The organism is Massilia sp. YIM B02769, from assembly GCF_030411995.1.
Classification (GTDB): domain Bacteria; phylum Pseudomonadota; class Gammaproteobacteria; order Burkholderiales; family Burkholderiaceae_D; genus Telluria.
In genome coordinates this window covers 162194-182637 of the sequence record NZ_JASNRC010000007.1, presented here as the reverse complement: position 1 = coordinate 182637, position 20444 = coordinate 162194, and the positions used below count along the sequence as shown (strand labels likewise).

The 20444-nt window shown below is 64.3% G+C and carries 16 protein-coding genes and 1 pseudogene; 3 read left to right on the top strand and 14 right to left on the bottom strand.

Features of this window, described 5'->3' with window-relative positions:
* Nucleotides 1-12: 12 nt before the first annotated feature.
* From QPK31_RS13115 to QPK31_RS26225, 3 genes and pseudogenes are all read right to left on the bottom strand, one after another.
* On the bottom strand, nt 13-1284 hold the full coding sequence (locus tag QPK31_RS13115) for an ATP-dependent helicase (RefSeq protein ID WP_290423372.1): 1272 nt from the start codon (nt 1282-1284) through the stop codon (nt 13-15).
* On the bottom strand, nt 1281-2714 hold the full coding sequence (locus QPK31_RS13110; protein WP_290423371.1) for an ATP-dependent endonuclease: 1434 nt from the start codon (nt 2712-2714) through the stop codon (nt 1281-1283). The genes QPK31_RS13115 and QPK31_RS13110 overlap by 4 nt, the downstream gene beginning before the upstream one ends.
* Before the next feature lie 182 nt (nt 2715-2896).
* Nucleotides 2897-3064: pseudogene (locus QPK31_RS26225) on the bottom strand (AAA family ATPase); the annotation flags it as partial.
* A gap of 168 nt (nt 3065-3232) precedes the next feature.
* Here QPK31_RS26225 and QPK31_RS13105 point away from each other — a divergent pair.
* From QPK31_RS13105 to QPK31_RS13095, 3 genes are all read left to right on the top strand, one after another.
* Nucleotides 3233-4300: a DNA-binding protein gene (locus QPK31_RS13105; RefSeq protein WP_290423370.1), complete on the top strand. Its 1068-nt coding sequence runs from the start codon at nt 3233-3235 to the stop codon at nt 4298-4300.
* 203 nt (nt 4301-4503) lie between these two features.
* Complete coding sequence (locus QPK31_RS13100) at nt 4504-5499, top strand: ATP-binding protein (protein WP_290423369.1); 996 nt, start codon at nt 4504-4506, stop codon at nt 5497-5499.
* A 289-nt stretch (nt 5500-5788) separates the two neighbouring features.
* Complete coding sequence (locus tag QPK31_RS13095; RefSeq protein WP_290423368.1) at nt 5789-6196, top strand: hypothetical protein; 408 nt, start codon at nt 5789-5791, stop codon at nt 6194-6196.
* A 1030-nt stretch (nt 6197-7226) separates the two neighbouring features.
* Here the strand turns inward: QPK31_RS13095 and QPK31_RS13090 are convergent.
* The 11 genes from QPK31_RS13090 to tssB form a co-directional block, all read right to left on the bottom strand.
* Nucleotides 7227-8543: a hypothetical protein gene (locus tag QPK31_RS13090; protein WP_290423367.1), complete on the bottom strand. Its 1317-nt coding sequence runs from the start codon at nt 8541-8543 to the stop codon at nt 7227-7229.
* A gap of 99 nt (nt 8544-8642) precedes the next feature.
* On the bottom strand, nt 8643-9032 hold the full coding sequence (locus QPK31_RS13085; protein WP_290423366.1) for a DUF4280 domain-containing protein: 390 nt from the start codon (nt 9030-9032) through the stop codon (nt 8643-8645).
* 8 nt (nt 9033-9040) lie between these two features.
* Entirely contained in the window at nt 9041-9526 is a 486-nt protein-coding gene (locus QPK31_RS13080; protein ID WP_290423365.1) for a toxin-antitoxin system YwqK family antitoxin, read from the bottom strand.
* A 16-nt stretch (nt 9527-9542) separates the two neighbouring features.
* Nucleotides 9543-11513, bottom strand: coding sequence for a type VI secretion system tip protein VgrG (tssI, locus tag QPK31_RS13075; RefSeq protein ID WP_290423364.1), 1971 nt, complete (start codon nt 11511-11513; stop codon nt 9543-9545).
* A 16-nt stretch (nt 11514-11529) separates the two neighbouring features.
* Nucleotides 11530-14106, bottom strand: coding sequence for a type VI secretion system ATPase TssH (gene tssH, locus QPK31_RS13070; RefSeq protein WP_290423363.1), 2577 nt, complete (start codon nt 14104-14106; stop codon nt 11530-11532).
* Entirely contained in the window at nt 14103-15218 is a 1116-nt protein-coding gene (tssG, locus tag QPK31_RS13065; protein WP_290423362.1) for a type VI secretion system baseplate subunit TssG, read from the bottom strand. Before tssG ends, tssH begins: the two co-directional genes overlap by 4 nt.
* Before the next feature lie 3 nt (nt 15219-15221).
* Entirely contained in the window at nt 15222-17054 is a 1833-nt protein-coding gene (tssF, locus tag QPK31_RS13060) for a type VI secretion system baseplate subunit TssF (RefSeq protein WP_290423361.1), read from the bottom strand.
* Nucleotides 17051-17500 carry a type VI secretion system baseplate subunit TssE gene (gene tssE / locus QPK31_RS13055; RefSeq protein ID WP_290423360.1) on the bottom strand — a complete coding sequence of 150 codons (450 nt, stop codon included), beginning with the start codon at nt 17498-17500 and terminating at the stop codon, nt 17051-17053. Before tssE ends, tssF begins: the two co-directional genes overlap by 4 nt.
* Before the next feature lie 12 nt (nt 17501-17512).
* Complete coding sequence (locus QPK31_RS13050) at nt 17513-18010, bottom strand: Hcp family type VI secretion system effector (RefSeq protein ID WP_290423359.1); 498 nt, start codon at nt 18008-18010, stop codon at nt 17513-17515.
* A 59-nt stretch (nt 18011-18069) separates the two neighbouring features.
* On the bottom strand, nt 18070-19635 hold the full coding sequence (gene tssC / locus QPK31_RS13045; protein ID WP_290423358.1) for a type VI secretion system contractile sheath large subunit: 1566 nt from the start codon (nt 19633-19635) through the stop codon (nt 18070-18072).
* A 69-nt stretch (nt 19636-19704) separates the two neighbouring features.
* Nucleotides 19705-20262: a type VI secretion system contractile sheath small subunit gene (tssB, locus tag QPK31_RS13040; protein ID WP_290423357.1), complete on the bottom strand. Its 558-nt coding sequence runs from the start codon at nt 20260-20262 to the stop codon at nt 19705-19707.
* Nucleotides 20263-20444 lie beyond the last annotated feature (182 nt).

Below are 20444 nucleotides of genomic sequence, written 5' to 3'. Positions count from 1 at the left end.
TTAGAAATCCTTCTATTGCACGGCGACGAACGGCGGCTTGGCGAGCGAGTCCTTTGACTGCACGAGGACTAGGCAGCGCGACTTTGCGCGGGTCGTCGCGTTGTAGAGGAGCCGTCGTTTGTGTTCCGCATCCCCCTTGACTGCGGCGGGCCACAGTACAATGACATTGTCGAACTCCCTGTTTTTCGCGCCGTGAACAGTCATTGCCCGAAAGCCCCGTGCGTTGTCAAAGGCGTACCGGCGCCGGTTGGCGAACGACTGGCGGATCACGAATTCCATTTCCTGCGCCGCGAACAGGTGGCGTCCCTTTGCGCGGCGCTGCCGGTCCAGGTAGTCGGCCACGTCGCTGAGGATGCGGCCGTCGCCGGCATTGCCGATCATGGCCTTCGCCTCGATCGCCGACAGGTCCCGGTCGAGCTTAAGCTGCTCCAGGTACTCGGTCTGCATTTTGTCTTCCGAACGTTCCCAAGGAATCGTATAGGGGCCATTGTTCTGCTTCGTAGTGCGTTCGGCGACCCAATCGACGACCGCGGTAGCGAACTGCCCGCCCGAAGGCGTGATCACAGCGACGCTCTTGTGGCGTGCATACCAGCCGAGCTCGTTGGCGAGAAAGGTCCCGGCCAGCGCCGTATTGAATGCGGATTTGATCGCAAACACGCCTGCCGAGAGCGGAGCCGCTCCCGCGCGCAGCGCCGCCGCTGCTGCAAGCAGGGCCGGAACGGTCGTGCGTCGAGGCAGCTTAAGCTCGATTTTCTGGTCTGCCTGCGCAAGCCAGGCAGCGGCGGGGCTCGGTCGCAAAGCCTCGTCGAGGCACTGGAACTCGTCGGCGGCGACGAACATGCAGACGTGGGGAGCGAGTGCGCCCAGGATAGCGAGCCGATCCTGGTTCAGGTCCTGGGCCTCGTCGAGAAGAATGACCGGAAAGGACCTGGCGACCCAGCCGGCAACGCCGTCTTGCCCCAACAGGACTGCTGCAGCGGCGCAGATGCCGGCGTAGTCGCCGACGGCGGGAGCGCGGATGCCGAGTGCGCCCAGCAGTGACTGCCAACGGTGCGCGATACGCCAGGCGAAGCTGTCGATCGTCGCGGATTCGTATGCGCGACCCGGTATCGCAGCGGACGCCAGCCGCTCGTCAAGGCGGCGCCGCGATCCGTGCATGAAGGTCAGGGCCAGAACCTTCTGCCCATCGCTTAGCGGGTGCTCGTGAAGGTGCTCCTTCAACCGGGCCATCAGCTGATGGGTTTTCCCGCAGCCAGCAGCGCCGGTAAAAGCGTGAATGCTCATGGCCGGAACACCCAGGTGCCGCCGGCGTCGCGTACGAAGCGGCCTGTCTCGATATCGGCGCAAGCGCAGGCTATAGCGTTGAACAATTCGACCGCGCGGTTCCGGCAGGCCGGAATATTGACGATGGCGTCAGCGACCATCTCATAAGCGACGATATCCATCTTGCGCACCTTGAGCCGCGCCACGACATCGGCTACGCTGGCCGGCACGTTTCCGCCGATGTCGGCCAGCAGCGGAACACATCCCGCCTCGTCGGCAGAAAGAATCCATCCGACTGCATCTTCGACCATTGCGCCGTCGTTCCAACGAATGACCGACGGCGGAGGCGAGGGTAGCGCCTGCAGCCCGGCGATATAACGCAATCCGTCCTGGTCACCGTCGACCAGGCAACATGCGCGCGGATGCACCGGGTACAGGATCTGATAGGTTTCCACCACCTTTGCATCCTCGGTTGGCAAGATACCGACCTCAAGGCCGAACGGTCGGTCCATGTCCGCAACCCATCCCTCTGTGAGCAGAAGCGGGCGCAGGATCGTACGCAATAGGTGGTAGTCTGCTTTCCCCTCCGGAATCAAGAGGGCGGGGTGCATCATCGCCGACAGTACCTCGGCGCGATTTTGCTGGTAAAACTTGCGCTTCCAGTTAGGGGCGTCGCCGGCGAGGGGGGCTGCCAGGAATGGGCTGACGCTCAAGAGGCCGTCCTGATTCTGCAGCACCAGCACCTCGGTCGGATCGGCCAACGCGGCGACCGTAGGCGAATGGGTAGTGATGAACGTCTGCGTGGAGAGTCCCTGTATTCGGTGCACCAGCTGCAGTTGGGTTGCCGGTGACAAGTGCAGTTCAGGATGCTCGAGCGCCATAGCAAATCCCTCGCCCTGTTCGGCTCGAGTCCGCCCAAGCTCAAGCAACAGAAGAATACCCTGCAGTGACACAAGCCCCGCGCCATGGCGGCCTGCTGGTATGGCAACGCCTCTTGTCGTGAAATGCGCGGAAACGGCATCGAGTACGGAACGGCTGTCGGTGCCGGTAATGCGCAGCTGAACCTCTGGCGCACCTGGAATGCAACGTGCGAGCTCGGCATTGACGCGCTGGAGCAGGGGAGCGATACGCGCATCGGATTCGATAGGGTGGCCAGGTACGCGCAGCCGGTCGCGCTCGGCCAGGATCGCATCCGCAGGCTGGGCGGCGGCAACATCGACCGCGCGCCTAAATAACTCGCTGCCCCAGGACAATGTCTTGTCCCATGCTCGGTTCGACCGCACCACGAACAGTCCCAGCTGCTGAATAAGCCTGTTGGGCACGGTGACAGGCGCATCCTCGGCGAATGGATCGATTTGATGATCGTGATCGTGGAAATATCGAGCGATGTCAACCGAAAGCGTATCGCGGTCGAAGTATGCCTGGCACCAATTTGGCAGCACAGCCGCCACGCGGGATCGGTTCGTACCGGGTGTACGAGCCCGGTGTTTTCGTCGAACCACTTCGGTATCGCGCGGCCATCCCTGAACCAATCGATATTTTGCTCGGGATCATCGCCAGGATATCCCGTGATGGTCGCGACGAGCTCGATGCGGTCTTGTGGCTGAGGGTCCGACCCGTAGAAGTCATGTTCGGTCAGCTCGCGCACTAGCCGGTCCCGTCCGAACAGCAAGGTCAAGGCCTCGATGATCGTGCTCTTGCCGAAGTTGCTTCCACCGACGAGCATCGAGTGCTTGCGGAAAAAGATGAAGCCCTCGCGAATCCCGCGGAAATTCTTGATCTTGAGGGTGACGATGTGCATGGCGACGTCGGTTGACAAGAAGCAATCACTTTACTCCATCCAAAGACGAAGTGAAAGGTATGGCAACACGACGCTATTTGACATTATAAGAATAATGTCATATTTCCGGAGTGGGGCGTCATATTCCGTACGTATTACGTAGTAATATTCACTACGAAGGAGGCTGCCATGCTTGAGCACAACGATCTGGATGCTGCATTACAAGTGGATGTCGAAAAGCTGCGGGCAGAGTATCCCCGGACACTCGACCTCTATAGAGAGGTGTGCGTCGTCATGTTTTTTCGGTATGGCATCACGCCAACCGCAAATAAGCTGTATCAGCTAGTCCGTAAAGGCAGCATGTCGGCCCCGACCGAGGCGTTGCGCGCTTTCTGGGCCGACCTACGCCGGTCTGGCAAGGTGAAGGTCGGCCAACCCGACCTGCCTGACAATCTGGCACAGGCTGCCGGCGATCTCGTATCGAAGCTCTGGAACTCGGCTCAGGCCGCGGCGAACAGGTCTCTCGAAGAGTTTCGGCTAACTGCAGGCCAAGAACGTGATGCGGCACTCCAGGAAAAACGAACGGTTCAGGACCTGCTCGAGAATGCGAATCGAGATCTGCAGGTACTAGTCGACAAGCTAGAGGCTGCCTCTCGCGAAAACGCGACTTTGCGTGAACAAGCGGCCGTTAGCGCAGCGACAGCTGCCGAGATGAACGCCAAGCTTACTGATGCTCGCCAAGCCGCCTCAGAGGCGGACCGGCGGCTCGAGGTCATCCGAACCGAACATGCCGCCGAGATCGAGAGAGTCACGGCACGGATTACCCAGGCCGAGGAGCGCTACAGGGCGTCAGAACAACGTGCCCTGGTCGAAATCGATCGAGAACGTACCGCCGTGTCCAAACTAGAAAAGGCTCTCGAGTCAGAGCGGACCGTATCCGCAGCATCGCTGCAAAGACTTCAGTCGGAGTTGACGCATATGCAGATCGAGGCGGCAAAACAGGCAAGAGACTTTGCTGCCCTCGAAGAAGAGTTGAAAAACGCCTTCGAAGAGAGAGGCATCGCCCGAGACAAGGCAGCGCAGTTGCAAGCCATGACGTCAGACTTAACAGGCCAGATCGTAGCCGAGCGGGCCCGCGTGGAGGTGCTTCGAGAACAGCTCCACCGTCGCGCACCCATGCAGACGCGCGTGGCGAAACAAGGTCAACGCGGCAAGACTCTCACCGCACGCCGCTCTAAGACAAAGCCCGCTGAGTGATCACGGGGGAGGACGACAGAAGGTATGGAACTGCAAGCCGCCTTGTTCGCCTGCTTTTCAGAAGGCCAGGCCTGTGGGCCGTCCTAAAATCGACGGATTTTGCGTCACAAAACTGGCCATTTAGCTCTGAGTCAGCGTTATTATATGGTTAAGGTCAAGCAGCACAGGAATCCGCTTCATTTAATCTTCTGAGAGGGAAGGCTATGGCTATTTCGAAGGGTAACAACGGCTGCGGCGCTGCCCAGCCATACTCGTCAGAACCTGGAGCGGGCTCGACAATTCGTCCGGTCGATTTTGATAGTCATCCTGTCGTTCGTCGCACTTACAACTGTTCTACGATACAGTTGGAGGAATTAGCTCGCCGTGTCGCCTCGTGGATTAACGCAGGCGTACAACAAGCGGTCATATTCGCACCAGCAGGCACTGGCAAGACCCAGGGCATCCGGTTCCTGAACATACATCTCTCAACGCAATTCCCAGAAGTCGGATTTGTTGAAATGCCGGCTGGCTCTGTCCTCGGCGCACATGGACGAGACCGCTCCTTCCTTGAAAAACACGTCATGGAGCTTGTGCTGAGGACGGGGCAGCGCTCCGTGGTTCTCTGGATAGATGACTCACAGTTGCTGGATCCGCCTGCGGAAAACAGTTTGCGCCGGCTGCAAGACCAGCTCAAGGGATCGGGGATTCGGCTACTCACGGTACTGCTTGGTCACCCGCGAGTACGAATCCTGAACCAAAAGTGGGTTCCATACGCCAGCGACTCCCCCGCGTTCGTTCCAAGCGTACCAAAGGAAGAGTTCGAGCTACACGGCATACGGTCGGCAACCGAACTCGAACACTGCCTCAAGACTTTCGATAACGACTGCTTTCCGAGTGATAGCGGCTGGTCTTATACCCGGTTTTCCCTACCCAGAGCTTATCTGAACGGCTTGCGCCTGGCGGCACACGCAGGTGACCTCTGGCAGGTGTTCGTCGACGCTGACCGCGCGACTGGTATGGACACGACGACAGAGGTACCAATGTTGTATTTTGCCCGGACAATCGAATATGCCCTGATAGAAGGCTCTACTCGGGATGGCGAAAACATGTCCATGGATCGAGAATTTTGGGAAAGGGCTGTGCTGCAGTCCGGTTGGGTTGAAGGACAGGGGCTGAGAAATTTGACACGCGCCTCCTGTCGCGCAGAGGCACTTTGCTAGAGGCGGCAATTTTTAAGTCGGGGCTCAAAAATCGACGCCCTGCGAACTCGACATTAGGTTTTATATTGTCGAGTTCGGCATTTTCCAAACTTTATTCGGCGTCGGAGCAGTAGCCCCTGCTGGGTAATGATATTTTGGCCACTTGACTGCTTTTGGATTTAGTCACTCACCAAGCAGGTCATCAGAATCACTCGCAAAACATTGCGCATCGCGTATAGCGCTCGCCTTGACCATACAACCGATAGCATCGCAGCCGACCCAATCACACTCCTTTGGTCCGGAGGAAATCATGCTAGAGAGACCGTTAGGTGTGCCCGCTGAGTCAAATTCGGAGCTTGAAGTCGTTGTCGAGCAGAAGATAGTTCGAGGCGATGCTGCGAAAGGCATGCGACCTTACGTATGCATCGATCGGGTCAAATATACTAATGAGTCGCTTGGGCGCAAGCCTGAAGCGATCGGTCAAAAACTGATTGTCCAGATCGACGCGCGTGACATGCGAACGGTGCGCGGACACCTCGAATCTGGCGAAGATGTTGGGATCCTTACAGCGAGCAAGGCGTGGTCGGGGCATTGCCACTCCCGGACGGTAGGAAGGGCAATGAATTCGATACTTGCCGCTCGAGCCCTGGAAATCCCGAAGTCGGAAGATCCAATAGAGGCACTCGTCCTGTACAAGCGAGAGCAACTGGCCAAGTGAGCCACTACGTTTTCACGCGTGGAAGGCCCCACCGCGACCCGCGATTTTACGGAGAACTGCCGCCGCAATTCACTGCTAACTCATGGCCGCAGCTTAGAAGACGCAAGTTTGCGTATCCCGAGTGTCCCTCACATCGAGTGCAGGACGGCCTGAACTGTCCTAGACGCTAACGACTTACTATTGCGCCATGTCTGAATCTGACGTCGTTTACGACCCGATGTCGGTTTCGCTCGTCCTAGTATCCAAATTGCCGGCGCTGCGAGGCGGAAACCTCATGCGCCAACATCCCATGCTCGAGCGACAAAACGCTGAGCCGCACGATCCACACCTTTAGCCGCCAACCACTGGACATTGCAGCGTCCGGGCCCAACGTCGCTTGCGGAGCGCCGTCAGCCTCGATCGTCCTCGTGTCCACGTTGCCAGCGCGCCTGGCTAATACCTTGGCGCGCTGGCAGCGATCCTCAAGCCAGCAGTGCGGGTGACGTCGGCGACTGACCGCCACGTTTTAGTGTATCTTTTCGAACCTGGGGATTTAACACTGGGTTTTGCACGATTTTTCGGGACCCCCATGTCGTTTCTCATAGGGAGAATTGGACCCGGTGTCTCAAATTTACTGTCTCTCATTCGGCGAGTTTCAAATTTACTTCGCTTAAGTGACCACTTTTACTTCGCCGAACGTCCTACACTGCGGAAGAGGCGTGCCAGTTGGCCGGTCCAGAGAGCGCATTTGACATAATATAGATTATGCGCATTCCACAGCCATCAACCGTGCCCTGCGAATCCGGCTATCTGTACTGCGTATCGGCTGCTGTTCAGGCATTTGCACTCAACGTCTTCAGCTAACCTCTTAGGGACGTTCATTGGCGCCGGCATCGCAGCATAATCCTGATGCGCCGGCTGAAGACACGCTCGCACTCTTGCCTGCCTAATCGTCAAGCCGACGCGCCTTATCGCTAGCGTTTGCGCGTTTGAATGCGATCGACTGGGCCTCATTACGTGGCAAGTCCCGTGTTTCAGCGCGCGATTCGACTTATCGGGAAGCTGTGACCGTGTACTGTTCGATCCCCCCGAGGATTCCAACCTCCCGCCCGAGGCGCTCCGCTTCAACCTGCATCTCATCGGTCCAGTCTTCTCCGTCCATGACCTGGTATATACGCGAAACGCGATTGCAGTCGCGATTCGGCAAGCAAATACCGAATACACGCTCAGCCTGCGGAAACTTAGCACGAGCAACCATCATATATTTACATAGTTCGTTATGGATATACGTTTCAAAGATCTCTACCTCTAACTCGTCGGGCGGCTCTGGATATAGCAGCCAGACGTAGTAAACCCGAGGTGAATCAATTGACGCTAGAACAGTACTCCAGAATGTGCCTGTGCTCTCTTGATAGATCCCGTAGAACGCCTCCCCGAGCAGCTGGCGACCTAGACGCGATTCACTAGCCAACAGTCGAAATCCCTGCTCATGGTAGGAAATGCTTTGATCCTGGCCGATCACCATTCGTTCATGAGCATACTCCTCGGCCACGTCTTCGATCAGTTGATCGATGATGTAGGAAAGCTTCCGTGATTGTTGGCGATATTCTTGAGCCGAGGAATCCAAATACAACGACCAATCTCCCGCCCGAACTCTTCGAACGCCTGACTCAACAGGAAACCTTGAAAGCGGAATCGAAAAAGGACGATTTCCAGGTTGACTCATCATATACGCTGCGACAAGGTTCTCTTCGCCTTCAATTACCCAATCTTCACGCAAAAGCGCTTCTTTCTTCCTCTCCAGATAATCGATAAAGTCGCGAGCAGTATCAAAGCAGTGAAAAATTGCATCGAGCGCCGGCGTACTAATTACATGAACGAAATCGCCGTCGTCGGTGGCGGTGCCAACTGAGAATGCTTCGCTACCGTCCCTTTGTCGGGTGTCTATACGCAGGCTCGACCGACCGGACGCTAGGAAGCATGCATCGTGGCAGCCATTAGCTACTGCGATAAGGTGAATCCGCATTCGGTCCACTGGGGGCAAGCGAAGTGGTAACGGAGAAGATACTTGGGCATTGGCGTAAATCTCATTCGGCGCCCTTCTGATATGATTCCGAGCCCCACAAAGCTGACGGACACTGCCTGCGACAGCTTTTTTATACCAGCGATTCCAGTTGATTCGATTATCTGGATGCGTTCCGAACGCATTGAGCTTGTCCGAAATAACAATGACATCATCGCCGAAAATCACAAGGACGTCGCATAGCTCTTTGCCTTGCTCGTAAAACGGGTTTTCATAACTCCACATCGACAGAAACGTTTTGCGTGCTAGCGCACTTAAGCGCTCTTCAGACTGGTTGAGACTCATGGTAAGGTGTCCAGATCAAAAATTACTCAAAAGCAATGGTGACATGAGGACGTCGGTAAATCAACCAACTATTCGGATTCGTCTCAGTAATTAGAACTGCTACGGCACCATCACCGTCCCCTGCCCCGGCGCCAGGATCTGGATCACGCCACCCCAACTGCACATCAATTTGCTGCTATTGTTCAGGGTCGGCATATTCCCGATCAGAACCGTCGGCGCGCCGACGATCCAGGTCCCGGCCGGCACCGGCACGCACGGCATCGGCGTCAATACGCCGAGCGCCGCCGCGGTCGCCGCCGCCACCGCCGGATTCGACGGGCTCATGCACACGCCGAATGGCGGCACATTCACGATCGGCGCGCAATCCATGATGGTCGCCGCCGGCACGCCACCGACCATGGTGCGGTTCGCCGGCAACACGATCAGCGAACTCGGCGCCGCGCCAAAACTGCATTGCAGCGACGCCCCCATGCAGGTGCAAATGCCCATGCGCGTCCTCAGCCCTTGACCGGCCGGCCGCGTTCGTCGAAGCGCTCCGGCGCGCCGGTCATCACGCCGGCGCTGTAGCTGCGCCGTTCCGCCAGCCCACCGCCGGTATGAAAACGCCGCCACAGTCCATCCGGCAGGCCGCGCACATACCGGGTTTCCTCGAACAGCGTCCCGTCGGCATAGAAATCCTGCTGCAGCCCATGTACCAGGCCGCGCCGGTAATGGGTCTTGCGCACCGTGACGCCTTGCAGCGAATAGAACTCGGCCGGCCCGTCGAGCTGGCCGTCCACGAAGAACAGGCGCGCCGAAGGCCGGTGCGGCGCGTGCAGGATCACGCACTCGCCCTGCTGCACGCCGTCCGCGAAACGCATCGCCGCCTGCGGCGCCCCGTCCTGGCGAATCTGCAGCAGCCCTTCCAGTTTGCCGTCGCTTAGCATGCCCTGCATCTGCACGGCGCCGCCCTTGTCGACGATCTCGAACGCCCCGGTTTCCATCGTCTTCCGTTCCCTCCTAATTGATCTTCACCAGGCCGCCCTTCAGGGTCAGCATGCCGCCGCCATCCACCGTCTGGCTGGCGCTGGCCTTGTTCGTCAGGCTCAGGCCCGCGTCGTTGGTCAGCGACGTGCCCGCCTTGTTGGTCAGTTCGGTCCCGGCCTGGCTGGTGAGCGACGTCCCGGCCTTGTTCGTCAGCGCCGTCCCGGCCTCGGCATCGAACGAGGTGCCGGCCTTGATCATTACCGATCCCGTGACGTCGATGCTCAGGTTGCCCTTGATCGTCAGCGTGTAGTTGGCGCCGGCGTCGTGGGTAAAATCGGCCTTGTTGGTGTGGGTCTCGGCGCCGTCCACCGTCACGCCGCGCGTGCCCTTTACCGTCAGGGTCTCGTTGCCGGTGTCGACCGCCGTGTTCAGGTTGCCCTTGGCGACGGTCACCGTGCGATTCCCCTCCTGCACCTCGACCGTCTGGTTCTGCTTCACCTGCAGGCTGGCGTCGTTCAGGACCTCGGTCTTCATGTCCTTCTGGGCGTGCAGGTACAGTTCTTCGGCGTCCTTCTTGTCCTCGAAACGGATCTCGTTGAAGCCGGCGCCGCCCTTCGACGACTCGGTCTTCACGCCGCTTTGGGTCTGCGAGGCCGGCACCGTGTAGGGCAAGGCGTTCGCGCCGTTGTACACGCTGCCCGTGACCAGCGGGCGGTCCGGGTCGCCGTCGAGGAAGCTGACCACCACTTCCTGGCCGACGCGCGGGATGAACTGGGCGCCGAAGCCTTTCCCGGCCCAGGCCTGGGCCACCCGCACCCAGCACGACGAGTTCTCGTCGCTCTTGCCCACGCGATCCCAGTGGAACTGCACCTTGACGCGGCCGTATTCGTCGGTCCAGATCTCTTCGCCGCTCTTTCCCACCACGATCGCCGTCTGGCTGCCGTGGATGCGCGCACGCGGCGTCAGTCGCGCCGGGCGGGTCGTCGCATCTTTCGGAAAAGCGACGAAACGGTTGCCGTAGCGCGTGTGGTCGGCTTCGTGGCTGACTTCCCGCAGCACCCAGTCGGCATTCGCATCGCTGCGTGCATGGCCTGCCAGCGTGAAGCTGTGGCCGGGCGCCAGGCCACGGTGGTCGCTTTCGCCACGCAGGGTGCGCGCGCCCGAGCCGAGTGCGTCGGCGCGGATCTTGGCCAGGGCGTCGCCGGCGCTCTTGGTGCTCCAGCCGCCGGGATACTCCACCATCGCCGGCTGGGCGGCGTCGGCTTCGGCCGTGGCCAGCAGCGAGGTCGCCGGCGTGGCAAAGGCGAAATCGGTACCGGTAAACGCCGCGCTGGCGGCTTCCTGCACCACTTCGCCCGAACGGATCGCCTGCAGCTCGCGCGCGCCCAGGCCGGCCGGAGCAAAGGCGACGCTGGCCGCGCCGGGACAGGCGGCATACGCGTCGCTCGAATCGGCCAGGACCAGGGTGTGGCTGCCCGCCTCGTGCCGGAAGAAATAATGGATGCCTTCTTCTTCCAGCAAGCGCGATACGAAGGCGAAGTCGGTTTCGCCGTACTGCACGCAATAGTCGCGCGCCGTATAGCTGGCGCTCAGCTGCAGTTCATAGTCGGTGTAGCCGCCGCCGTCGAACACGGCTTCCACGATGTCTGGCACGCTCTTGTTCTGGAAGATGCGGTTGTCCGAGGACAGGGTCAGCCACCACAGCCAGGGCCGCAGCTCGACCAGGTAGACGGCGAAGCCGGCCTCGGCCGGGCGCTGGCGGATCCGCGCGCACATGCCATCCAAGGGACGCACCGCGGCGTCGGCGCCCAGCGTCACGGTCAGGTGCTTGCCCAGTGCGGCCTTCAGGTCGAGCGCGTCGTCGTTCGAGCGGCAGGACAGCTCGAAGTGGAACAGCATGTCCATGCCTTCGCTGCCGCACAGGGCCTGGACGAACAGGCCGTCGAGCGGCGCCGCCGCGCTCAGCGCGAGCGTGGTGCTGGTGGAGTCGGCATGGCCGGGCATCGCGTCCTGTCCTCCCTCAGAGCGGCGCCGCGCCGAGGATGTCGTCGGCCAGGCCGACCACCAGTTCGTCCATGATCACGCGGTCGATCTCGCGCGCGCCGCTGGCGCTGCATTGCGCCACCACCCAGTCGACCGTGCTGTCGTCGAAGCCGGGGAAGTCCGGGTCGGCCGCCAGCACGCGCGCGGCGACCTTCTCGAGCTTGAGCTTGGCAATGCGGCGGATGCCCTCGATGCGCAGCGGCAGGTAGGGCGTGACCGCCACCCGGGCCAGCAGGGCCGGCCGGAAGATGTCCGCGAGCAGCGGCTGCAGGCGCGCGGCCACCGCGCGTACCGCCACCGGACTCTCCCCGGCGGCGGCCTCCTCGACCAGCTCGGCCCCGGCGTTCGAGGTGGCGAGGATCACGGTGTTGCGGAAGTCGACCAGCAGGCCGGTGCCGTCTTCCATCATGCCCTTGTCGAACACGTTGTACAGGGCTTCGCGCACGTCGGGATGGGCCTTTTCGAATTCGTCGAGCAGGACCACGCTGTATGGGCGGCGCCGCACGGCCTCGGTCAGCACGCCGCCGCTGCCATAGCCGACGTAGCCGGGCGGTGCGCCCTTCAATTGCGACACCGTGTGCGCCTCCTGGTACTCCGACATGTTGATCGCCACCAGGTTGCGCTCGCCACCGTACAGCGCATCGGCCAGGGCGTAGGCGGTCTCGGTCTTGCCGACGCCGGAGGGGCCGACCAGCAGGAACACGCCGACCGGCTTGCCTGGGTCGAGCAGCCCGGCGCGGTAGGCCTTGATGCGATTCGCGATCAGGGCCAGGGCGCCGTCCTGGCCGATCACGCGCGCGGCCAGGCGCCCCTGCAGCGTGCGCACGGCGTGGCTTTCGTCGGCCAGCATCTTGCCGACCGGGATACCGGTCCAGGCCGCGACCACGGACGCTACGGTCTTCGAGTCGACGCAGACCGGCACCATGGCGTCGTCCTGGCGGATCGCTTCCAGCCCGGCCTCGAGCCGCTGCAGCTGGGCCGCCAGCAGGTCGGGGGCGCCGTCCTCGTCGTCCTCGGCCGGATCGGCAACGGGCGCCCTGCCGGCAATGCGGCCGCGCAGGCGCAGGATTTCCTGCACCGCGCTGCGTTCCTCCTCCCAGCGCGCCTGCAAGCCACCCAGGCCCGTTTCAAGTGCCGCCAGTTCATCCGCCAGGCGCGCGATCGCCTCCGTGTGCGCGGCGCCGGTGGCCTGCTCGGCGCGCAGGCGCGCCAGTTCTTCGGCGCCGGCTGCGATGCGGCGCCGCGCCGCTTCCACTTGCGGCGGCGTGTCGTGCTGGCCCAGGGCCACGCGTGCGCAGGCCGTGTCGAGCACCGAGATCGCCTTGTCCGGCAGCTGGCGCCCGGGCAGGTAGCGGTGGGTCAGCTTGACGGCGTCGTGCACCGCGCTTTCCAGGATGCTCACGCCATGGTGCTGCTCAAGCTTGACCGCGATCCCGCGCAGCATGTCGGCGGCCGCCGCCTCGCCCGGTTCCTCGACCTGCACCAGCTGGAAGCGGCGCGCCAGGGCCGGGTCCTTTTCGATGTATTTCTTGTATTCGAGCCAGGTGGTGGCGGCCAGGGTGCGCAATTCGCCGCGCGCCAGGGCGGGCTTCAGCAGGTTGGCGGCGTCGCCCTGCCCGGCCGCGCCGCCGGCGCCGATCAGGGTGTGGGCTTCGTCGATGAACAGGATCACCGGCGGCGCGGCCTTGCGCACCTCCTCGATCACATCCTTCAGGCGCTGTTCGAACTCGCCCTTGACGCCGGCGCCGGCCTGCAGCAGGGCCAGGTCGAGCACGCGCAGGCCGACCCCGCGCAGCGGCGGCGGCACGTCGCCCTCGGCGATGCGGCGCGCCAGGCCTTCCACCACGGCGGTCTTGCCGACGCCGGGCGCGCCGACCAGGATCGGGTTGTTCTGGCGCCGCCGCAGCAGGATGTCGACCACTTGCCGGATCTCGGCGTCGCGTCCGACGATGGGATCGATGCGGCCGGCGCGGGCATCGGCCGTCAGGTCCTGGGTGAACTGGTCGAGGGCCGGTGTCGGGCCGCCCGGCGCGGCCGACGCCGGAACCTTCGTCCCCGCGCCGCCCGATGCAGGCGGCGTCTCGATCGAGCCGGCCGTCCATTCGGCGATCGAGGCGCGCAGGCTGTCGCGGCCGACCCGCAGCAGCGAGGAGTGCGCGCCGATCAGGGTCGCGCGCGATGGCTCGTGCTCCAGCAGCGCGAGCAGGATCGCCGCCGAACGCACCTGGGCCAGGCCCAGGTCCAGGCTGCACAGCAGCCAGGCCTGCTGCAGCAGCGCGATCAGTCCCATGCCGAAGGCCGGCTCGCGCACGTGGCCGCGCCGGACGCCTTCCAGCACGCGGGCCAGTTCCTGCTCGACCAGCACCGGCTCGACCCCGCAGCGCGCCAGCACCGCGGCAATGTCGTTCGCCGGGCTGCCGAGCAGTTCCAGCAGCAGGTGCTCGATCTCGACATGGTAGTGCTGCTGCGCCATGCAGCGGCCCACGGCGCGCTTCAGGGCGCCCGCGCAATGCGGGTTCAGGGTATTCACCAGCGCGCGGTAGTCGACGCTCATCGTGGTTCTCCGGTTCTATCTCCAGTCGCGCTGCCGGGTTGCAGCGTGGGCAGCGGATCGAGGATCAGGGTGATGCCGCGTTCCTCGCGGTGCGGCCGCTCGCCGACCCAGCTGCTATAGCCGAGCAAGAACGCCTCGCCGCCGAAGGCGATGCCGAGCGTGTCGCGGGTCGCCTCCGGCTCCGGCGCGAGGGTCAATTCGCAGCGCAGGTGCGGCCCCAGGTACCAGGCGCACAGCGCGGCCAGTTCGCCGTGGCGACTGCCGCCCGGCAGCAAGGCGCGGAACAGCGCGGTCGGCACGGCGCCGAAGTCGACCCGCACCAGGCCGCCGGCGTCGAGCACGCGCTCGCCGATCACCGCGCCCGCGACCGCGCCGGGATCGAGCAGGTCGTTGCGCTCGCCCAGCACCGTTTGCAGTTCCGGGTCCAGCTCCAGCCAGCGGCGCCCGCCTTCGCTGCCGGTAGCGGGCACGCCGAAGCGGCTGCGCAGCAAGGCCAGGAAGCCGTGCATGGAATGGCGCTGCTGTACCGCCGCCGGCAGGTTCGGCAGCAGCGCCTGGGCCAGGGCGCGCGCCGGCGCGCTGGCGCCGAGGCCGGTCAGGGCGCGCAGCGCCGGGGCCAGGGGCGCCGCTCCGGGCGCCTGGAACGGCGCCGCGGCGCGCAGCGCATCCGCCGCCCGGTACAGCAGCGACAGCAGGCGATGCTGGAAGATGCCGAGGAAGTCGGCGGCGGCGCTGTCGCGCTCCAGCAGCTGGGTGCGCAGCAGCTCGATGTAGGCGTCGGGCAGCGGACCGTCGGCGCTGGCCAGGCCGAAGAAGTTCACGCGCATCCGCCAGCGGCCGGGGGCGCCGTGCGGATCGTCCGGATCCGGCGCTGCGCCGGGTTCCAGCCGGGCCAGCGGCGCCGTGCGAAAGCCGAAGGCGAATGCCGCAGTCAGGGACAGCGCTTCGCGGCGCGGATCGGTGCCGCGTCCGAGCGGCGCCGGCGCCAGGGCGCCGGTGTGCCGCAAGGCGGCCAGGCGCTCGATCAGGTCGACCGCCTGGACGAAATCGAAGCTGCCGGGCGCGGCCTGCAAGAGCGCCTGCACGCTGGGGGAGTGGACCGCGCCGCTCATCGGCTACAGCTGCAGCTGCGCGCTGGCGCGCGCCGGCCAGGCGTACAGTGCGCGGCCGTCGTCCTGCTCGATGCGCAGCTCGACGAAGGTGTTGATGCCGGCATAGCCGGCGAGGAAGCGCTGCAGCACCGCCCCGAACAGCAGCACGCTGCCGCGCATGCCGGAGGGCTCCACCTGCAGGGTCAGCGCATACCCGCGCCGGTAACCCTGCCAGGGATCGTCGGCGATGTAGCGCGTCACCGCCTGGCAGCGCAGCGCCTGCAGGGCGCCGATCTGGCTGTCGGCGCGCGGACTGCCGGTGAGATTGTTCAGGGCCAGCAGTTCCTTCAGGCTGGCCAGGGCCTCGGCGCCGTCGACCAGCGACAGGTGGTTCAGCGACAGCTGCGACACCAGCTTCCAGCGCGCCGCGCCGTCGGGCGCCGCCATCGACTGGACGCTCGGCTTGTGCAGGGCGCGGATGTCCAATGCGTCGCCGGCGTCTTCCATGTGCAGGGCGGCGCCGGCGTGCAGGCCGGCGGCAGCCGCGCGGCTGGTGCACAGCAGGCGCGCCGTCAGCGTGCGCGCCTCCGGCGTGGCCGGATCGAAGGCCGGGTCGACGAAGGTGAGCAGCAAGTCGCTCCCCGCCAGCCCCGCCTTGAAGGCCGGCCCGCGCCGCGCATGCCAGTACACCTGCGGCCCGGCGCCCGGCAGGCCATGGAAGCCATAATATGGCGCCACCGGCACGGCGCGCTGGCCGGGAGCGCTGCTGGCCACTTCCTCGATGCTGTAGATCTCGGTGGTGCGCTCGCGGTGGCTGTCGGCGACCAGCTTGTATTCGCTGCGCATGCCATTCATGCGCAGCGGTTCCGAGGTGCGCCGGAACAGGTTGACGGCCGGGGTGCAGCCCAGTTCGATGGCGTCCGGTTCCAGTTCCAGCGCGGCGCTGGGCCGGGCGTCGAACACGAATTCCAGCGTGCCCCAGCCGGCTGCCGGGGCGCCGGGATGCGGCGTACGGCCCAGCGCCGACAGATCGAGGTCGAAGAACTGGAACTTCAGCGGGAAGGCGAAGTATTCGAGCAGCAGGCGCAGGCCCGGGTGGGTGTCGCCACGCTCGGGCAACATCGCATCGGCGCCTTCCAGGCCGGCGAAGCGCGGCAGCACGCCCGCCAGCGGGATGCCGGGCCGCCGTTCCCAGCCGGGCGGGCGCCAGCGCACCTCCAGCGTGTGGCCGTACAGCAGGTCGCACAGGCGGGCGGCGTGCTCGCCGGCGCCTTTCACATAACAGCGCAAGGTATCGAGTCCGGCCGCGCCGGGCAGGAACGCGGGATGGTCCGGCGCCGCGCGCAACGTCAGGGCCAGCACGCTGCGCTTGGCCGGATGGCTGCTGTAGCGCTCCAGCTTCTCGGTCTCCAGGCGCGGCGGGCAGACCAGGTCCAGCGGCCACAGGGTGACCGGGTAGCAGGTACGGAAGTACACGCTGTCGCCGCCCGGAAGAGTGCCGTAGAGCGGCGTGTCCGGTGCGATCCGATACCCGCCCGTGAGGTCGACCTTGCCGCCGGCGCCGGCGAAGCGCACCACGGTGGCCGAGGGCAGCGGCCGCGTCGCGTGCGGACAGAGCTGCTCGAGCAGGTTGGCGGCCAGTTCCGACACGCTGTCGTCGATCTTGCGGTGCAGGCGCGCGGCCAGGAAGGCGAAGCTTTCGATCAGGCGCTCGACGTGGGGATCGGCGCTGCCGTCGGCCGACAATTCGATGCGCGCCGCCACCGCCGGGTTGGCGCGCGCGAATTCGGCGCCGGCGCTGCGCAGGTAGCGCAGCTCGCGTTCGTAGTCCTCGCGTTCGCGCTCGGCGGCGTTCATCGGTCGTCCTCGATGGCGACCAGCCTGGCGCCGTCGCTGCCCAGGGTGATGGCATAGGTAACGGCCTGGCCGCCGCCGATCTGCAGCCGCCCGCGCAGGCGCACCAGCAGCAGGCGCAGGCCGGCCGGATGCAGCAGCACCTCGGCCTGCGGCGCCCGCAGGCGCGGTTCGAAGGCGCGCACCGCACGCGCGACGCCGTTCGCCAGGCGCTGGCGGTCGTCGGCATTTGCGGCGTACAGGGCGGTCCAGTCGGGGATGCCGTAGTCGGGCACGCTCAGGCCCTCGCTGCGGCCGCTGGCGCTGCGCCCGTTCAGCAGGCGCAACAGCTCGGCGCCGACCGAGGCGCGCAGCCCGTCCGCATCGAGGACGCCGCCTTGGCCCTTGCGCCCGAGGCGCTCGAGCAGCGGCAGGCGCGCCGGATCGGTGTGTGGACGGGCGCCGCGCATCGCCGGTCCGGCTTACTTCTCGACCTTGTTGGCCGCCATGTCCCAGGTGGTGGCCGCGGTGCCTTCCTTGGTGCCGTCGTCCTTCTGCGAGGTCAGCTCCCACTTGATCTTGGTGAAGTTCAGCGACAGCGTCTCGACCGGCTTGCCGCCGGCGCCGCCGCTGACGCTGACGTTCGAGATCACCACGTTCGACAGGGTGTAGACGATCAGCGGCATGGCGATGCCGTCGTCGACGCCCGAGTTGCGGCCGACGCTGATGATGGCCGAGGGGATGCCCTTGCCGGCGCAGCAGTATTCGTTCAGCGTCGGCGTGGCGCCGTCGACGAACTTGGTGAGCGTGAATTCGCCCACGTGCGGGCGTCCCGACGTGCGTTCCTTGTTGCTGACGTCGTTGGTCACCTGCATCGCCACGTTGTGGCTGTAGGACATGAGTTCGATCTTGTCGACGAAGCCTTCCAGCATCGAGTCGCCCTTGATGGTCTCGCCCAGGTCGAGAATGATTGCATCCATGTGTGTCTCCGCTCGTTCGTGTGGTGGCGCCGGACCGGCGGTCCGGCGGCGCTATCGGTTCAGCCCTTGGCCGGCGGCGGCAGTTCCGCCACCAGCCGGATCGAGGTGGTCAGCTCCTCGAGCTGGAAGTGCGGCTTGAGGAAGACCGTGGCGCGGTAGGCGCCGACCTTGCCCGGCACGCTGACCACGTCCACGCGCGCCTCGCGCAGCGGATACTGGGCCTTGATCGCCTGGGCCGCGTTGTCGTTCACCAGCACGTAGTCGGCGATCCAGTTGTTCAGGTAGCGCTCGACCTGCTCGCGGGTGGCGAAGGAGCCGATCTTGTCGCGCATGATCACCTTCAGGTAGTGGGCGAAGCGCGAGGCCGCCAGCACATAGGGCAGCATGGCCGAGATACCGGCATTCGCGTTCGCCAGGTCCTTGTTGTACTTCTTCGGCCGCGCCGCGGTCTGGCCGCCGAAGAACACCGCCATGTCGTCGTTCTTCTTGTGGCACAGGGCGATGAAGCCGAGATCGCTGAGCTCCTTCTCGCGGCGGTCGGTGATCGTTACCTCGGTCGGGCATTGCAGGGTCTTCAGCTTGCCGCTGGCCTCGGTCGGGAAGTTAAACAGCGGCAGGTTGGTGACGGCGCCGCCGCCTTCCACCCCGCGGATCGCCGCGCACCAGCCGTACTGGGCGTAGGCATTCGTGATGCGCTGGGCCAGCGCGTAGGCCGCGTTCCCCCATAGGTACTTGTCGTGGGTGGCCTCGGCGCCGTACAGGAACTTCTCGGCCGGGACGCCGGTCTCGGCGTTCAGGTAGGTGCGGGTGTCGCCGAACACGTTTTCTTCGTAGCCGAGGCCATCGACCGGGTTGTTCTCGTCGCCGTACGGCAGGCGCAGCAGCATGCGCGGAAGGACCATGGTCACGTAGCGGGCATCGTCGCTGTCGCGGAAGTTGCTCCACTTCTTGGCGTCCAGGCCCTCGAAGATCTTGGCCAGGTCGTGCGGATTGGCCAGCTCGGTAAACGAGTCCAGCCCGAACAGGCCGTGCTCGGCGCCGGTAATCAGCGGCGCATGGGCGGCGGCGGCGACGCTGGCCAGGCGGCTCAGGAAGCCGACCTCGTTCGCCTTGCGGCCGAAGTGGTAGTCCGCCACCAGCAGGCTGAAGGGATTGCCGCCGAAGGTGCCGTATTCTTCTTCGTAGATCTTCTTGAACAGGGCCGACTGGTCGAACGACGCCGCCTTGGCCAGGTCGTCGGCCAGGTTCTTGCTGGCCACGTTCATCACCTTCAGCTTCAGGCGGGTGCTGGTTTCGGTGCCGTAGACCAGGTAGTGCAGGCCGCGCCAGGCCGATTCCAGGGCCTGGAAGCCCTTGTCGTGCAGGATGGTGTCGAGACGTTCGCTGATCAGGGCGTCGATTTGCCGGATGCGTTCGTTGATCACCTGGACCGGCTTGTCGGCCTGGGCGCTGCTGGCCCTGGCGACGCTGAGCGCCGTCTGCAGTACGCGCGCCGCGGTTTCCTTCTGGCTGCTGTCGTAGGTGTTCTTGATGACCATGGCGAGCAGCTGCTCGTCGTCACAGTCGAGGTTAGCTTTTTCTGCGGCTAGTTTCTGTTCGTGGTTCAGCTCGATGTCCGCTTGCATGTTCGGCTCCAGGAAAACAATGGATGAGGTGGCCGCGCCGCGGCCCGGGTCAGGCGACGGGCGTGGGACTCAGGACGCGGCCTTGCCGTCCGCGGCGCCGTCCGTGCCGCCGTCCGCGCCGCCGCCGTTTCCTTTCTCGCCCTCGCCCGCGGGCTTGCCGCGCGCCGCCGAGAAGGCGCTGCCCAGCCGGTCCTCGAGGCGGACGTTGCCGTCCAGGCGGGCCAGCATGTCGCGCAGGCGGCCGCGTTCCTCGTACAGCTCGCGCAGGGTGTCGTCCATCTTCAGCAGGGCCACCGGGTCGAAGTCGGCGAACTTCTCGAAGGTGAAGGTGGCCGCGAATGCGGCGGCCGCGTTCTCGCCCTGCAGGCGGGTGCTGGCCGGCAGGTTGACGGTCACGGTGGGCGCGATGTCCTTCATGATCTCGTCGAAGTTGCCGCCGTCGATCTCGCGGAAAGCCTGGTCGGCCACCACCTTGTCTTCCTTGCCGTCGAGGTTGGCGAAGATGCCCACCACGAGGGGCAGTTCCTTTTTCTGGACGGCGTCGCCGATCTCCACGTCATACGTAATCTGCACCCGCGGCGGACGGTTGCGGTCGAGCCAATGCTGGCCATTCTCGATATCGGGCATCGCTACTCCTGGTACGCAGTGCGCAACGGCGCCTTGCCATGCGCGGTGGATAGGACCGACGGGGACGCGCGCATGCCGGGAAATACAGCCTTATGCATGATGCGTAATCGACTGTCGGTTGCAAAAAACACCGACCAGATTACGCCCGAAACGGGAGCCCTGGGAAGCCCCGTGTTGCAGAA

Bases quoted from the DNA above. Each gene is read 5' to 3' on its own strand.
- QPK31_RS13115 (WP_290423372.1), bottom strand. From the start codon at position 1,284: ATGAGCATTCACGCTTTTACCGGCGCTGCTGGCTGCGGGAAAACCCAT.
- QPK31_RS13105 (WP_290423370.1), top strand. From the start codon at position 3,233: ATGCTTGAGCACAACGATCTGGATGCTGCATTACAAGTGGATGTCGAA.
- QPK31_RS13100 (WP_290423369.1), top strand. From the start codon at position 4,504: ATGGCTATTTCGAAGGGTAACAACGGCTGCGGCGCTGCCCAGCCATAC.
- QPK31_RS13095 (WP_290423368.1), top strand. From the start codon at position 5,789: ATGCTAGAGAGACCGTTAGGTGTGCCCGCTGAGTCAAATTCGGAGCTT.
- QPK31_RS13090 (WP_290423367.1), bottom strand. From the start codon at position 8,543: ATGAGTCTCAACCAGTCTGAAGAGCGCTTAAGTGCGCTAGCACGCAAA.
- QPK31_RS13085 (WP_290423366.1), bottom strand. From the start codon at position 9,032: ATGGGCATTTGCACCTGCATGGGGGCGTCGCTGCAATGCAGTTTTGGC.
- QPK31_RS13080 (WP_290423365.1), bottom strand. From the start codon at position 9,526: ATGGAAACCGGGGCGTTCGAGATCGTCGACAAGGGCGGCGCCGTGCAG.
- tssI (WP_290423364.1), bottom strand. From the start codon at position 11,513: ATGCCCGGCCATGCCGACTCCACCAGCACCACGCTCGCGCTGAGCGCG.
- tssH (WP_290423363.1), bottom strand. From the start codon at position 14,106: ATGAGCGTCGACTACCGCGCGCTGGTGAATACCCTGAACCCGCATTGC.
- tssG (WP_290423362.1), bottom strand. From the start codon at position 15,218: ATGAGCGGCGCGGTCCACTCCCCCAGCGTGCAGGCGCTCTTGCAGGCC.
- tssF (WP_290423361.1), bottom strand. From the start codon at position 17,054: ATGAACGCCGCCGAGCGCGAACGCGAGGACTACGAACGCGAGCTGCGC.
- tssE (WP_290423360.1), bottom strand. From the start codon at position 17,500: ATGCGCGGCGCCCGTCCACACACCGATCCGGCGCGCCTGCCGCTGCTC.
- QPK31_RS13050 (WP_290423359.1), bottom strand. From the start codon at position 18,010: ATGGATGCAATCATTCTCGACCTGGGCGAGACCATCAAGGGCGACTCG.
- tssC (WP_290423358.1), bottom strand. From the start codon at position 19,635: ATGCAAGCGGACATCGAGCTGAACCACGAACAGAAACTAGCCGCAGAA.
- tssB (WP_290423357.1), bottom strand. From the start codon at position 20,262: ATGCCCGATATCGAGAATGGCCAGCATTGGCTCGACCGCAACCGTCCG.